This is a genomic window from Bacillus sp. FSL H8-0547 (assembly GCA_038002745.1).
Lineage (GTDB): Bacteria > Bacillota > Bacilli > Bacillales > Bacillaceae > Bacillus_P.
This window is the reverse complement of record JBBODD010000001.1, coordinates 854,767-868,149: the sequence shown is the minus strand read 5'-3', so window position 1 is coordinate 868,149 and position 13,383 is coordinate 854,767. Positions and strand designations below refer to the sequence as shown.

At 43.8% G+C, this 13,383-nt stretch carries 15 protein-coding genes; 8 read left to right on the top strand and 7 right to left on the bottom strand.

Annotated features, from left to right (window positions below):
• The first annotated feature begins 824 nt into the window (after positions 1 to 824).
• The 4 genes from MHB63_04275 to MHB63_04260 all read left to right on the top strand — a co-directional run bounded on the left by MHB63_04275 (position 825) and on the right by MHB63_04260 (position 6,422).
• Positions 825 to 2,054 carry a DNA repair exonuclease gene (locus tag MHB63_04275; protein MEK3805808.1) on the top strand — a complete coding sequence of 410 codons (1,230 nt, stop codon included), beginning with the start codon at positions 825 to 827 and terminating at the stop codon, positions 2,052 to 2,054.
• A gap of 13 nt (positions 2,055 to 2,067) precedes the next feature.
• A complete protein-coding gene (locus MHB63_04270) occupies positions 2,068 to 5,082 on the top strand; it encodes an AAA family ATPase (GenBank protein MEK3805807.1) in 3,015 nt (1,004 codons plus the stop codon).
• Between the two features lie 77 nt (positions 5,083 to 5,159).
• A complete protein-coding gene (gene yhaM / locus MHB63_04265; protein ID MEK3805806.1) occupies positions 5,160 to 6,107 on the top strand; it encodes a 3'-5' exoribonuclease YhaM in 948 nt (315 codons plus the stop codon).
• 123 nt (positions 6,108 to 6,230) lie between these two features.
• Positions 6,231 to 6,422, top strand: a complete 192-nt coding sequence (locus tag MHB63_04260; GenBank protein MEK3805805.1) for a sporulation YhaL family protein — start codon at positions 6,231 to 6,233, stop codon at positions 6,420 to 6,422.
• A gap of 772 nt (positions 6,423 to 7,194) precedes the next feature.
• Here MHB63_04260 and MHB63_04255 read toward each other — a convergent pair.
• Positions 7,195 to 8,058: a peptidylprolyl isomerase gene (locus MHB63_04255; protein ID MEK3805804.1), complete on the bottom strand. Its 864-nt coding sequence runs from the start codon at positions 8,056 to 8,058 to the stop codon at positions 7,195 to 7,197.
• 265 nt (positions 8,059 to 8,323) lie between these two features.
• Here MHB63_04255 and MHB63_04250 point away from each other — a divergent pair, with 265 nt between their 5' ends.
• Together MHB63_04250 and MHB63_04245 are read left to right on the top strand one after the other, a co-directional pair.
• Positions 8,324 to 8,410: a YjcZ family sporulation protein gene (locus tag MHB63_04250; GenBank protein ID MEK3805803.1), complete on the top strand. Its 87-nt coding sequence runs from the start codon at positions 8,324 to 8,326 to the stop codon at positions 8,408 to 8,410.
• A 101-nt stretch (positions 8,411 to 8,511) separates the two neighbouring features.
• Positions 8,512 to 8,592, top strand: a complete 81-nt coding sequence (locus MHB63_04245; GenBank protein MEK3805802.1) for a YjcZ family sporulation protein — start codon at positions 8,512 to 8,514, stop codon at positions 8,590 to 8,592.
• A 92-nt stretch (positions 8,593 to 8,684) separates the two neighbouring features.
• Here the strand turns inward: MHB63_04245 and MHB63_04240 are convergent, their stop codons facing one another.
• Both MHB63_04240 and MHB63_04235 read right to left on the bottom strand, forming a co-directional pair.
• On the bottom strand, positions 8,685 to 8,864 hold the full coding sequence (locus tag MHB63_04240) for a hypothetical protein (protein ID MEK3805801.1): 180 nt from the start codon (positions 8,862 to 8,864) through the stop codon (positions 8,685 to 8,687).
• A gap of 167 nt (positions 8,865 to 9,031) precedes the next feature.
• The gene (locus MHB63_04235) at positions 9,032 to 9,568 is read right to left on the bottom strand and encodes a DUF3267 domain-containing protein (GenBank protein MEK3805800.1); all 537 of its coding nucleotides are present in this window, start codon (positions 9,566 to 9,568) and stop codon (positions 9,032 to 9,034) included.
• A gap of 231 nt (positions 9,569 to 9,799) precedes the next feature.
• Between MHB63_04235 and MHB63_04230 the strand changes: the two genes are divergently transcribed.
• Positions 9,800 to 10,135 (top strand): DUF1878 family protein, encoded by a 336-nt coding sequence (locus tag MHB63_04230; protein MEK3805799.1) that lies wholly within the window; start codon positions 9,800 to 9,802, stop codon positions 10,133 to 10,135.
• Here the strand turns inward: MHB63_04230 and MHB63_04225 are convergent.
• Together MHB63_04225 and MHB63_04220 are read right to left on the bottom strand one after the other, a co-directional pair.
• Positions 10,122 to 10,718 carry an HTH-type transcriptional regulator Hpr gene (locus tag MHB63_04225; protein ID MEK3805798.1) on the bottom strand — a complete coding sequence of 199 codons (597 nt, stop codon included), beginning with the start codon at positions 10,716 to 10,718 and terminating at the stop codon, positions 10,122 to 10,124. The two genes, MHB63_04230 and MHB63_04225, sit on opposite strands and share 14 nt — an antisense overlap.
• Before the next feature lie 203 nt (positions 10,719 to 10,921).
• Positions 10,922 to 11,278: a YtxH domain-containing protein gene (locus tag MHB63_04220; protein MEK3805797.1), complete on the bottom strand. Its 357-nt coding sequence runs from the start codon at positions 11,276 to 11,278 to the stop codon at positions 10,922 to 10,924.
• A gap of 157 nt (positions 11,279 to 11,435) precedes the next feature.
• Between MHB63_04220 and MHB63_04215 the strand changes: the two genes are divergently transcribed.
• Positions 11,436 to 11,624: a hypothetical protein gene (locus tag MHB63_04215; GenBank protein MEK3805796.1), complete on the top strand. Its 189-nt coding sequence runs from the start codon at positions 11,436 to 11,438 to the stop codon at positions 11,622 to 11,624.
• Between the two features lie 39 nt (positions 11,625 to 11,663).
• Here the strand turns inward: MHB63_04215 and MHB63_04210 are convergent, their stop codons facing one another.
• Both MHB63_04210 and serC read right to left on the bottom strand, forming a co-directional pair.
• Positions 11,664 to 12,185, bottom strand: a complete 522-nt coding sequence (locus MHB63_04210; protein MEK3805795.1) for a tryptophan transporter — start codon at positions 12,183 to 12,185, stop codon at positions 11,664 to 11,666.
• Positions 12,186 to 12,300: 115 nt separating this feature from the next.
• Positions 12,301 to 13,377, bottom strand: coding sequence for a 3-phosphoserine/phosphohydroxythreonine transaminase (gene serC / locus MHB63_04205; protein MEK3805794.1), 1,077 nt, complete (start codon positions 13,375 to 13,377; stop codon positions 12,301 to 12,303).
• Between the last annotated feature and the right edge of the window lie 6 nt (positions 13,378 to 13,383).

The window sequence follows — 13,383 nt, the reverse complement described above, 5'->3', positions numbered from 1 at the left end:
GAAACTGAGGGTTTGGTGGTACTTATCGAACATATAAGAACCATCAATCCAAAAAACTAGGAGGTTGGTGGCACTTATTGGGCTTGTAAGAATCATCAAGTCAAGACTGACTCCCGGAGCTAAACGAGCGATTCCGCTTTTCGTGGTGTCTAGCTCCGCCTCCTAGTCCTTCTGCCAGAACAAATCCGTCAAAAAAGTCAAACCCGGACTTTTCCGCCGGATTCTTATCTGACTCCCGGAGCTAAACGAGCGATTCCGCTTTTCGTGGTGTCTAGCTCCGCCTCCTAGTCCTTCTGTCAGAACAAAATCCCCGAAAAAGTCAAACCCGGACTTTTCCGGTGATTTCTTATCTGACTGCCAGGCCTGAACAGTCGATGCCGCTTTTCGTGGTGTCCAGCTCCATCGCTCAACTCCTCTGCCAGAACAAATCCGTCAAAAAAGTCAAACCCGGACTTTTCCGCCGGATTCTTATCTGACTCCCGGAGCTAAACGAGCGATTCCGCTTTTCGTGGTGTCCAGCTCCATCGCTCAACTCCTCTGCCAGAACAAATCCGTCAAAAAAGTCAAACCCGGACTTTTCCGCCGGATTCTTATCTGACTCCCGGAGCTAAACGAGCGATTCCGCTTTTCGTGGTGTCCAGCTGCGCCTCCCAGCCCTTCCGTCAGAACAAAATCCCCCAAAAAGTCAAGCCCGGACTTTTCGGGTGATTTCTTTTCTGCCTGTCAGGGCTAAACGGTCGGCTCCGCTTTTCGGTGCAGAACGTGCATTCGCCTTTTTATGATGGTACAATATAGAATAAGAGAAAAGTAAAGGAAGGTTCGAGATGAAGGGGATTCGATTTATTCATGCGGCTGATTTGCATGTGGACAGTCCTTTTTTGGGGATGCAGCAGCTTGCAGGTCCGATTTTTGAGAGGCTTAAAGAGAGTACGTTTGCTGCTTTGGACCGTTTGACGGTGCTTGCAATTGATGAAAAAGTGGATTTTATGCTGATTGCCGGTGATTTGTACGACGGGGAGGACCGCAGCCTGAAAGCGCAGCTGAGGCTGAAGAAGGCGTTTGAGAAGCTGGATGAAAACGGCATTCCCGTTTACGTCATTCACGGAAATCATGATCATTTAAGCGGAAAATGGCTGGATATAAGCTGGCCTGCAAATGTACATGTTTTTTCGGAAAAGCAGGCTGAATGCAAGGTGTTTGAAAAGAATGGAACGATCGTTCATTTGTACGGGCACAGCTATCCGGAGAGAGCCGTCTATGAAAACATGACTGCAGCTTTTGAAAAACAAAAAGGGGCAGATTTCCATATTGGCCTGCTGCATGGCTCTGTCAGCGGAAATACGGAGCATGATGCGTATGCGCCGTTTACAGCAGGAGATCTGCTCCAGAAAGAATTCGACTACTGGGCGCTCGGGCATATACACAAGCGCATGTCTCTTCGGGAACAGGATCCTCCCATTCTTTATTCAGGGAATGTACAGGGCAGGAACCGAAAGGAGACAGGTGAAAAGGGCTGTTATCTTGTTTCCATGACGGAAGCGGAAACTTCTTATTCATTTGTGCCGCTTCACGATGTGAGGTGGGAGGAACTTCAGCTTTCAGCAGACGGCAGCTTTCAGGAGATGCTGAACCGCCTTCATCAGGGACTGGATGACATGAGAAGCAGCATGGAACCTGTCGTTGTCACAGTCCGGTTAACCGGTACAACTGATTTCTATCATGCCCTTAAAGAGGAACCGGTCCTATCTGACATGCTTGAACAGTGGAACGAGGAAGAGAGCGACAGAGAAAATTTTGTATGGATTTCGTCTGTTATCAACGAAACGATGCCAATTTCAAGCGCAGATACCCTGCAGCTTGATTCTCATTTTCTGAAAGACCTGACAGAGATAATCCGGAAATTTGATCAATTTGATGATGCCCTGCAGCCGCTCAGACATCACCCGGTTTATAGAAAACACATGCAGGATTTCGGGGAAGAGGAAAAAGAGCAGATCAAAAAAGAAGCAGAAACCCTGATTTTTCAGGAGCTTTTTAAACATAGAAGATTGTGAGGCGGAGGAGCACGTGAAAATTATCCAACTGAACATATACGGATACGGACAATTTCATCACACTGAAATTATGCTTGATTCTCCGTCTTTTCAAGTCATCTACGGTGAAAATGAAGCGGGGAAATCAACCATCATGTCCTTTATACAGTGCATTTTATTTGGCTTTCCCCAAAAAGTGCAGCAGGAAAAGAGATATGAGCCAAAGCACGTCAATGCATATGGGGGATCGCTTGTGGCAGAGACGGTCCAGCACGGGCGGGTGAAAATTGAGAGGCTGCCGGGAAAAGCAGGCAGCGGTGTCACGGTTTATTTTGAAAATGGCGAAACGGGTGGCGCAGATGTTCTTCAGCAGCTGGTGTCCTATTTTGATAAAACGGTGTATCAGTCGATTTACTCCTTTGATATTCATGGGATTCAGCAGGTAAGCAAAGTCGGTGCTGAAGACTTGGGCAAATTTTTATTATCATCAGGACTGCTTGGTACGGACGCTGTTTTGCAGACAGAACTGAGCCTTTCAAAAAAGCAGGAGCAGCTGTTTAAGCCAAACGGCAAAAAACCTGAAATCAATGCAGCGCTTGCTGCCCTTAAAGATATCCACACCGAAGTGATGAAGGCAAAGCAGCAGCTCGAACCCTACAATGATTTTATAAATGAAAAAGAAGCAGCAGAACAGTCATTAAGGGAGATCACGGAGAAAAAAAGGGAGCTTGAAGCAGAAGCGAAAAGAATGGGTGAAATCGTTGAAGCCCTTCCGCTTTTTCATGAAGAAGCTGCCCTCAAAAATGAACTCGACAAAGCACAGAGTCATTTTCCGTCCAATGGCCAGAAGCGAATGGAGGAGCTTGAAGGAAGAGAATCTCCTCTCAGGTCTGAATATATGGCACTGAAAACCATTATCCGCGAACAAACAGAGGCCATTGAACAAGTTCCGGCTGATGAACGTATTCTCGAGCATAAAGAAGAAATCGAACGGCTGCGCGGAGAGTATTCTGCCTGGGAAATGAAACGGGCTCAGTATGGCCAGACCAGGGCGAAACAAGAACAAGCTGAAAGCAGAATTCATGAGGAGAAAAAACGGCTGTTTTCCCATGAAATCGACAGCAGCATCATTCTTGATTTGAACACAGGTGCAGCTGTGAGAGAAGAAATTAGAGAAATTGTAGGAAAACATCAGCACCTGCAGCAGAAGAAACACCTTCTTGATCAGCAGTTTGAACGGGTGAAGGAAAACCTTGAAGAAAGTGAAAGCAGACTGTCTGATTATGCCGAAGGAATGCTTGAGGAAGAAGAAAGAAGGCAGCTTGAGGAACGGGTCCGCAATCTTGAAGAGGTGCAGCGGGCCAATTTGGACAAGAATAAACTTCGGGAAGAGCATCGCGAGGTTCAGACGGAAATTAAGAAGCAAAAAGATGCTGTGAAAAAAAAGAACAGCCGGCTGAAAGGGCTGGGCGTGTTTTTTGCTCTTATCATCCTTCTTTGCACGGGCTGGCTGTTTGCAGAGGGGCTGTGGCTTATTGGGGCTGCGCTTCTGAGTCTAGGCATGGCAGGTTTCTTCATTTTAATGAAAAGCAGAACAACCGATACGTCTTTCATAGAGCATCTTCAGAACAAAGAAAAGGTATTAAAAAAGCAGCTGGATGCGGCGGACCATACCTCTGAAAACACCGCAGATATGGAAACGGCAAAGGGAATGCTGTGGAAGGATGAACAAATCAGACGCTCATACGAACTGGAAGAAGTGGTTTTTAAGCAGTGTGAGCGGGCTTATGACCGGACAGTGTCCAGTTTTGATGAATGGGAAAAGGAATACTATACAGCTGATCAGCAGGCACGGCGCGTGTTTGAAACCTTGAAAATGGACAGCTCCTTTTCGCCTCTCGTCCTCCCTGACCTCCTGCAGGCGGCTGTAAATCTGCAGAACGATATTCTGGCATTCAGACAGGCAGAAAAAAAAGCAGCGGAGCTTTCAGCTGAACTTACGGCTTATGAAAAAAAGATTGCTTCCTTGGCACAGTCCTTTGATATCGGCGGTACGGCTTGCAGCAGCCTTCTTGACGGCCTTTTTAAAGCTTTGAAAGATTCTGAAGAAAATAAGCGGCTGAGGGAAACGGCTGCTGCAAAAAGAGCAGAAGCGGAAGATAAGCTTAAGAAGATTGAGGCCGAGCTCAGTCTGCTCGACGAGAAAAAGAAAGAACTTTTATCACTTGCTGACGCCGATGATACAGAAGAGTTTTGGGAAAAGGGGAAACAGGCCGAGCATTTGGCAGCTGTCAAACAGAAGGCTTCCTGGATCCAGCAGCAGCTGAAGACAAAGCAGCACCTGCTGGCACATGAACCTCTCGATTTTTCAAAGGACTATCCAGCAGAAAAGGCTAGATGTGAGCAGGAGCTTATTGCTGCAGCAGACACAGAGAACCAGCTTAAAAAGAAGCTTGCTGAGCTGACAGTACACATTAAAAACATGGAAGAATCCGGGCTGTATTCGGACTTAAAACAAAAGGCTGCGCTCCAAAAAGAAGAAGTGAAGCAGCTTGCCCGTCAATGGGCGGTTCTTGCTGCTGCGAGACATATGCTGAACCAGACGGTAGAGTACAGCAGATCTGTCAGGCTGCCAAGCTTGCTTCAGCAGGCCGAATCTTTCTTCAGCAGGCTGACGAATGAACGGTATGTGAGAGTTTTTCTCCCTGAAAATGAACAAACCATGACAGTTGAACGAAAAGATGGAACCCGATTTGCAGCGCACGAACTTTCCCAGGCAACAGCAGAGCAGCTTTATATCGCGATCCGGCTGGCGCTGGCATGCCATATCAGTACATCTGAAGCCATGCCGCTGCTGATTGATGATGGGTTTGTGAATTTTGACAGGGAACGAACAGGCAGGGTGATGGAACTGCTCAGAGAGCTGTCTGAACACCATCAAATTCTCTTTTTCACCTGTCAGGAACATTTGTTAAAGCTGTTTCATGAAAGCGATATTCTGGACCTGGAAAAGAAGAAGAGGGCTGCGGGCCTGTCTCCTCATTCCTGACGCACGGTTTACAGCAGATAAAACAGACTGATTATGCTATACTCAGAATACTGAGTCACTATGGGAGGGACCGCATTATGACGCCAAAAGGCATAAATCATTACGGGGTAGGAGAGCAGGCAGACGTATTTTTGCTTGTTAAAACATCCACTAAAGGCATTGCAAGCAACGGGAAACCGTTTTTAACGCTTATTCTGCAGGATCAATCCGGAGAGATCGAAGCAAAGCTCTGGGATGCAGGTCCTGAGGATGAAACATCATACAGTTCGCAAAGCATTGTTAAAATATATGGAGACATTCATCATTACCGCGGGCGCAATCAGCTGAAGATCCGCAACATCCGCACAGCAACCGCTGCCGATAATGTGAAAATATCGGATTTCCTTGAAACGGCCCCAGTCGGACAGGAAGAAATGATGGAAAAAGTCACACAGTACATCTTTGAAATGAAAAATCCGAATATCCAGCGCATCACAAGATATTTAATGAAAAAGCATCAGAACGAATTTCTTGAATATCCGGCTGCAACGAAAAACCATCACGAATTTGTATCAGGTCTTGCCTACCATGTTGTGTCCATGCTGGATTTGGCGAAATCAATCGCAGATCTTTATCCGAGCCTGGACAAAGATCTGCTGTATGCAGGTGTCATTCTTCACGACCTCGGCAAGGTTACAGAGCTTTCCGGCCCGATCGGAACGACCTATACGGTGGAAGGAAACCTGATCGGACATATTTCCATCATGGTCAATGAAATCGCAAAAGCAGCAGAGCACCTTGGCATCGAAGGGGAAGAGGTTGTTATTCTTCAGCATCTGGTCCTCAGCCATCACGGAAAAGCGGAGTGGGGAAGCCCTAAACCGCCGCTGATCAAAGAAGCTGAAATTCTTCATTACATCGATAACCTCGATGCAAAAATGAACATGCTTGACCGCGCGCTTGAACGGGTAAAACCAGGCGAATACACGGAGCGGGTTTTTGCTCTTGATAACCGCTCGTTCTATAAACCTTCCTTTCATAAATAATGATAAAGCCCTTTCTCTTTTTAAAGAGGAGGGCTTTTAATTTTTTCAGATGTAGGGATAATCGGCCAGGCTCTCACATATAGTGCAGTAAGAGGCTTGTCAAAGAAAAGGGGGAAAAAGGGCATGATCTTGCTGCCATGGTGGGTATACCTCTGCGTACTTGGGATTTTATACAGCGGCTACATGGCTTTTTCAACAACGAGAAAAGAAAGAATCGTTGAAGAAGCCTATATAGAAAAAGAGGGCAACGTGTACATCGAACGGATGATGAAAGAACGCGAATCGCGGAAAAAGAATGAGGATGAAGAGAACTGAAGATGGTGAGAGAGCAGCTGGGAGTATGTTCCCGGCTGTTTTTATATTTGGGTAAGTGTTTATACGGATTGGTATAAAAGGAATAGAACCATCAAAAGTTTGTGAACAGATGTTAATGGCACTGATTGACCAGGATATAACCATCAAAAGCTTTATCCGAAAGATTGATGGTACTGATTGGCCGGAATAGAACCATCAAAATCTTTATCTGAAAGATTGATGGTACTGATTGACCGGATTAGAACCATCAAAAGCTTTACAAGAAGGATTGATGGTACTTATCAACCGGAATAGAACCATCAAAAGCTTTATCCGAAAGATTGATGGTACTGATCAGCCCGAATAGAACCATCAAAAGCTTCATCCGAAAGATTGATGGTACTGATCGGCCGGAATAGAACCATCAAAAGCTTCATCCGAAAGATTGATGGTACTGATCGGCCGGAATAGAACCATCAAAAGCTTCATCCGAAAGATTGAAGGCACTAATCGGCCGGAATAGAACCATCAAAAGCTTCATCCGAAAGATTGATGGTACTGATCGGCCGGAATAGAACCATCAAAAGCTTCATCCGAAAGATTGATGGTACTGATCGGCCGGAATAGAACCATCAAAAGCTTCATCCGAAAGATTGATGGTACTGATCGGCCGAATAGAATCATCAAAAGCTTCACCAGAAAGATTGATGACACAACCCAGCGTATGAGATCATCCGCCAATCAAACAAAAAAGCCCCGAAGCATTCACTTCGGGGCTTGTAACAATCCTTTATTATTGTCCTTCAGCCGGAGCAGCTTCAGGAGCTTTGAATGTATCTTCTAGATCTTTGTCTTTCACTTTTACATCAGCTTCTTTCAGGGCTTTGTCAAGAGCTCCCTGAACAGCATCTGGCTGGCTTACTTTTTGTTTTTTCACGTCAGCTTCAAGCTGTTTTTTCATTTCATCGTAAGGTTTTACTGTTTCGGTTACTTTGATGATGTGGTAGCCGAATTCAGATTTGACCGGCGCGCTTACTTCTCCTTCTTTAAGAGCGAAAGCTGCTTTTTCGAACTCAGGAACCATTTGTCCTTCGCCAAACCAGCCTAAGTCGCCGCCGTTTTGACCTGAAGGATCTTTAGATGCTTCTTTTGCAAGATCTTCAAACTTTTCGCCTTTATCAAGACGGGATTTAATTTCTGTTGCTGTTTTTTCGTCTTCAACAAGGATGTGGCTTGCTTTTACTTTGCCTTTAAGTGTTTCGTAGTATTGCTTTGTGTCTTCGTCTGTTACTTTTACTTCTTTTTCAGCTGCTTTTTTGCGGAGCAGGTCCACTTTTACCATATCTTTAACAGTCTTTTCGCCTTGCTGCTGAATGACTGCTTCAAATTGAGGGCCGTATTGCTGTTTTAAGTTGTCGATTTCCTGATCTACTTCTTTGTCCGTTACTTTGTAGTCTTCGCTTAGTACTTTTTCGTGGACAAGCTCTGTCAGAACATCTTTTCCAAAGCGGTCTTTCATTGCTTCGTAAAATTCATCCTTCGTTACGTTGCCTGCTTTTGTTTCAGCGATGACTTCTGAACCGCCATCATTGTTACTGCATGCGCCAAGTGCTAAAACACTGGATGCTGCTGCTAGTGCGAGAGCAAATCTTTTCATCTGATACAACTCCTGATTCTGTTTTTAGTAAGGATGTTTCGCCTCTTCTGCGGGTTTATGTGTGAAAACAAGTATGTACATGCAAAAAGGCAGGGGCGGAAAATCCTTAAGGCAGCGTACTGCCTAATAAATGGAACACTATACCACATTGTGCCATGAACTAAAAAGTTTTGCAATAGGACCAGGGTAATCAGGGCATTCGTCTAGGTCAAATCGGCAAATCGTCCATATGATGTATGGAACACCGATAAGGGAGGTTTTCATTATGGGATATGGATATTCAAACGGTTTTGCATTGCTGGTGGTTCTGTTCATTTTATTAATCATTATTGGTGCTTCTTATCTTTACTAGGAAGCGAAGGGCTAAAAATTTTCAAACAAAAGACAGTTGCCTATTCGCTGTAAAGTGATCATGCATAGTATAACTTACCGACGTATAAAGGAGGTGTCATTATGGGAGGATACGCTGGAGGCTTCGCGTTAATCGTTGTTTTGTTCATCTTGTTGATCATTGTTGGTGCTGCTTGGCTGTAAGCCAAATTAAAATAGCTGACAGATAATCTGTCAGCTATCATTGTATAAGCTGTATGCGGCTGTTTGCATACAGCTTTTTATAATGGTGAAATCTAAGTAAACAAGATTTCTATGTAAGATGAAACTAATAAGATGGTGATCAGGACATTGATTGTCCGGAATACTTTTGTTTGTCGGTCTTCAGGAATCTCTCTTACCAGGCAGAGTGCGCTGGTTAATTTATTGATATAGAATAAGATGAACACTGCAAACAAAATGAAAAAAGCTATCATATGAGATTCCCCCTCTCCTCACTGATACATATAACATTACCAAAAATCCAATGAAAAAGATAGCAATGACTCCTAATAAATAGCAAAAGAAAAGCATCTCAGTAGTGAGCTGCTTTTCTTAACCGGAGTCAAGCCTATCCTATTCGGCAGTGCTCCACGTTATGCTCTTATTTTTGGAAGAGGATTTCAAAGCTCTCGTCCGCTTCTTCAATGTAGCAGGCCTTGGGAGCCTTTAACAGATGATTCATGTAAATAAAGTCTGTTATACAAATCCCGGTATGAAAGGCGATTCCCAAACTGAAATAATGCAGGTAAGATGGAAAAGCAATCAAGCCGGCAGCAAGAGATGAGTTCACAAGCACAATTGGCGCTGCAAGAGACAGCAGCATCATTGTTTTTGATACATTGCAGTTTGTTTTTAAATAGATAACCGGTAAATAGGATTGAAGCCTGCACTTCAGTGAGACGCGGTATCCGGCCATCCACAACGGCAGGGCATGCAGCAGTTTGTGGCAGGGCACGACGCAGAATGCAAACAAAAGCAGCAGGAGAAAGTGATCTGCTTTAAGATGGATGTATGGAAAAACGACCATTAATGGCAGATAGATGCCGATAAACGTAGTCATCATGATGAATGCAGCTAATATAGACAATTTATGGAATCCATAATCTTTTGAAAGATTAATGGTTTTCCAGCAGTTCATTAAAATCACCGTCCGAAAATCATGTCTGTGACATAATTGGTATTGAAACATAGGAGCTCAGTCCGGCTCCGTTACATACTTTACGATGCCTGAACAGAAATTGCAATATGAAATTTCGGATGAAAACGGTTAAAATAAAAAATAGGAATCTTTTACAAAAGATGAGCCTACCTAAATGAGTCGGAATGATTTAAAATATAGAAACGAATCAGAAGGAAAGAAGTGAACGGAGTGGAATCGTTTGAAAAACGCATGGCCAATTTGGAGTATTATCAAAAGATGCTGATTAAGATGGCTGATGCTGAAAAATATCCCTTTTATGTATCGGTTATGAAGGCGGGTCTTTCAGCAGAGGAAATTGAAGAGATCCATCGTATATGCAGGGAACTCGAAGATATGCTTGCAGAACAAAAAGAGCAAGGGCTTCTGAATTACGAAAGCCTTCTTACTCTTTTTGCGGGTCAGCTGAATTATAAGCTCTCTGTCGATGACACCATTATTCACCTGCATAAACAAGGGCTTTATGAGCCGCTGATGGGTGAATTCAGAAACATTATTCGGAAATAGCTGGAACCGTTTCAGCTTCTGGGTCTGCAAGCTTTTTCAGCTTCCGGTTTTCCTCAACAAATTCCTTTTCGATGTTCGTAAAGGAATGCTCGAAGATCTCCATAAAATCGTCCCCGTAAATATTTCGAATGATGCACATCATTTCCATAATCTCAGGGAATTTTCCGTATAAGTTTTGAAGGGGCAGGGCTCCTTTAAAAACGGCATTTCTGCTTGGATCATAATCTTCAAGCAGCTTCAGAAGAATTTCTTCTCCCTGCTCTGTCAGCTGAATGTACGTATTCCGTTTGTCATTCTGCTTTTTCGAAAACTCAAGATAGCCTCTTTCTTCAAGCTTTTTTGAAAAGTTAAAGGCTGTTGAAACATGCATGACCCCGAATTTGGCAATCTCGGAGATTGAAGCGCCCTTTAAATGATAGGCAATCCATAAAATATGGTGCTCATTTATGTTTAAGTCATAGGGCTTTATCCATTGCTGCCAGTCTTTTTCGATGGATTTCCACAAAGCTTTGCTCAGCTGAGCGATTCTCTGGCTGAATAACAAGGCTTCTTTAATGGAATAATCCTGTTCGTTTCGTTTCATCCCCAGTCACCTACTTTTTCTCTTTTACTCTTATATTCTATTATGCCAATAAAATAAAGATTAATAAAGATTAAATTTACAAAATTTTTAAATAAATTGTAAAAAAGGCCGGAAAAGCGTTGTTTTACTCACATAAAAAAAAGAACGGCCTGTGAGAAAATCTGCCGCTCTTTTTTCAATATTGGTTTGTCTACAAAAACAATCTATTTGTTCAGTGTTTGCTCAAGCTCTTTTATTTTTTCTTCAATCTGGCTGATTTCTTTTTGAAGCTCTGCTTTATGCGGTTCAATTTCCTCCTGCCAGGTCTGGATTGATTTCTGCAGATCAGCGGTTACATCCTTTAGTACGACAGCGCTTTCTTGAGCTGTCTTCACAACCGAGTCTTTCAGGGAGATGCTGTCATCTTTCAGCTGTATGAGGATGGATTCGAGTTTTTGTTTGTTCTGCTTTAACTGAGTCCGCAGGTCCCTGCCGGAAGAAGGTGCTGTCAGGATGGTCGCAAGTCCTCCGATTACGCCTCCTACAAGCAGGCCTGTCATTAAAGATTTTCCATTTGCCATAAGTATCACTCCAGTTTTTTGTTATGTACATATAGACTCTAAGGAAGTCTTTCCTTATTAAATACCCTCTGTTAAGGGAGATAAACGCTTGTTTTACTCATAGCATATGCCGTTTTTGCATAGGTATGAGTAAGGACATGAAAGGGGAGGGGGAAGAGTGGCCGGAGTTATATTTCTGTTTTTTTCACTCAGCGTACTTCTGTTTACCGGATCGTTTCACTATCTGAGATTGGCTCAGCAGTCCGCTTCCTATCCGCCTAAGCATATTGTTCATCAAAAAGCAGCAGTCCTTGCAGGCGGAGGAGCCATTGCACTTCTAATTGGGATCTTATTTTATACCATATAAGTTTTAAAAAAACCCGACCGTTTAGGATCGGGTTTTCGTTTAATTAAGTGCAATTTTCGAACGTTTAAGGATTGTCTGCACAATCGGGTATATAAAGACCATTGCCACAGTGTTCATAGCAACAGCAGGAAGAACAACTGCGAGAAATAATGCTGTAAATCCGGCTCCGCCAGGCAGGCCTACGATAAAAAAGGCTGCTGTCAGGAATACCGTTCCTGATACAAGTGTGCCGACAGCTGTCAAGACGCCCGCTCCTGCTACAGTTGAAGCATATTTCTTAATCATCAGTACAAGCAAGTAGAAAACAAAGGCTGTTACAATCTTGTCAATCACATTCGGCAGCAATCCTCCTGGGAAGCTGGTAGTCAGGCCTGAAAGGACACCTGTAACTGCTCCAAGCAGGAAAACGTTGCGTATGTGCGGGAAAAGCAGAATGCCTAAAAACATCATCGTCAGCATCATATCAGGCTTCATGCCTCCGAAGATCGGCGGAATAATGCCGTGAAGCGCCAAACCCATTGCGACAAACAAAGATAACACCACTAGTACTCTTGTATTCATTTCTCAACTCTCCTCAGTCTAAGCTCTTTTTTTGGCCTCCCCAATAATGACCTCTGTCTTATTGCGGGAGAACTTAAAAATAGTATAACAGGTATTTCTTCCCTTGTAAAAAAGATTATCTGTGTTTTTTCTGGAATTCTGACATGAATGCCGCAAGCGCCTCGCAGGCTTCAAGAGGTACGGCGTTGTATGCGGAAGCACGGCATCCTCCAATAGAACGGTGTCCGTTTAAGCCCGAAAATCCTCTTTCTTTTGATTCCTTAAGAAACGCTTTTGTTAATTCTTCATTCTCCAAAGTAAACGTAATGTTCATGTTCGAGCGGCTTTCTTTTTTCGCATGGCCCCTATAAAATCCGCCGCTTTCGTCAATGCATGAATAAATGATCTGTGCTTTCCGCTCGTTCAGCTCTTCAATAGCTGAAAGCCCGCCCTGTTCTTTGATCCACTCAAGTACTAAAGAAAGCATGTAAATGGCAAAAGTAGGCGGTGTATTATAAAGCGAATTCTGCTTCGAGTGAGTCGCATATTTCAAAATGGAAGGGATGTCCTGATTGGCATTCTCAAGCAACTCTTTTTTGACGATCACAACTGTGACTCCTGAAGGACCGAGGTTTTTCTGCGCTCCGGCGTAAATGAGGGAAAATTGGCTGACATCGATTTTCCTGCTCATAATGTCGCTTGACATATCCGCTATTAAAGGAAGTTTTGTTTTCGGAAAGTTCTTCCACTGTGTGCCGTAGATTGTATTATTGGATGTCAAATGGACATAGCTTCCTTCAGAAGGATCTTCAAATTCTTCAGGCACAAAGGTGTATTGATGATCTTTTGAAGAAACGATAACAGCTGTTTCTCCCAGCTTTTCCGCTTCTGCCAGTGCTTTTTCAGACCAGACGCCGCTCATCACAAAGTGAGCCGGTGAACCGCTTTTGAGAAAATTCATCGGAATCATTGCAAATTGCAGGCTCGCTCCGCCCTGCAGGAACAGAACTTCATATTCTTCAGGAATGCCCATCAGCTCCCGCATCAGTTCGGAAGCTTTGTTATGTACATCTTCATATGGTTTGCTCCTGTGGCTGAGTTCCATGACCGACATGCCTGTACCTTTAAAATCAATAAGTTCGCTTTGTGCTTTTTCCAGAACTGCAAGCGGGATGGCAGCAGGTCCGGCATTAAAATTGTGCGTACGTTTCATGAAAAA

What these genes read in the sequence shown, in the direction of transcription:
- serC (MEK3805794.1), bottom strand. Translation starts at nt 13,377, where the DNA reads ATGAAACGTACGCACAATTTTAATGCCGGACCTGCTGCCATCCCGCTT.
- MHB63_04245 (MEK3805802.1), top strand. Translation starts at nt 8,512, where the DNA reads ATGGGAGGATACGCTGGAGGCTTCGCGTTAATCGTTGTTTTGTTCATC.
- MHB63_04235 (MEK3805800.1), bottom strand. Translation starts at nt 9,568, where the DNA reads ATGAACTGCTGGAAAACCATTAATCTTTCAAAAGATTATGGATTCCAT.
- MHB63_04255 (MEK3805804.1), bottom strand. Translation starts at nt 8,058, where the DNA reads ATGAAAAGATTTGCTCTCGCACTAGCAGCAGCATCCAGTGTTTTAGCA.
- MHB63_04260 (MEK3805805.1), top strand. Translation starts at nt 6,231, where the DNA reads ATGATCTTGCTGCCATGGTGGGTATACCTCTGCGTACTTGGGATTTTA.
- MHB63_04250 (MEK3805803.1), top strand. Translation starts at nt 8,324, where the DNA reads ATGGGATATGGATATTCAAACGGTTTTGCATTGCTGGTGGTTCTGTTC.
- MHB63_04240 (MEK3805801.1), bottom strand. Translation starts at nt 8,864, where the DNA reads ATGATAGCTTTTTTCATTTTGTTTGCAGTGTTCATCTTATTCTATATC.
- MHB63_04220 (MEK3805797.1), bottom strand. Translation starts at nt 11,278, where the DNA reads ATGGCAAATGGAAAATCTTTAATGACAGGCCTGCTTGTAGGAGGCGTA.
- MHB63_04225 (MEK3805798.1), bottom strand. Translation starts at nt 10,718, where the DNA reads ATGAAACGAAACGAACAGGATTATTCCATTAAAGAAGCCTTGTTATTC.
- MHB63_04275 (MEK3805808.1), top strand. Translation starts at nt 825, where the DNA reads ATGAAGGGGATTCGATTTATTCATGCGGCTGATTTGCATGTGGACAGT.
- MHB63_04210 (MEK3805795.1), bottom strand. Translation starts at nt 12,185, where the DNA reads ATGAATACAAGAGTACTAGTGGTGTTATCTTTGTTTGTCGCAATGGGT.
- yhaM (MEK3805806.1), top strand. Translation starts at nt 5,160, where the DNA reads ATGACGCCAAAAGGCATAAATCATTACGGGGTAGGAGAGCAGGCAGAC.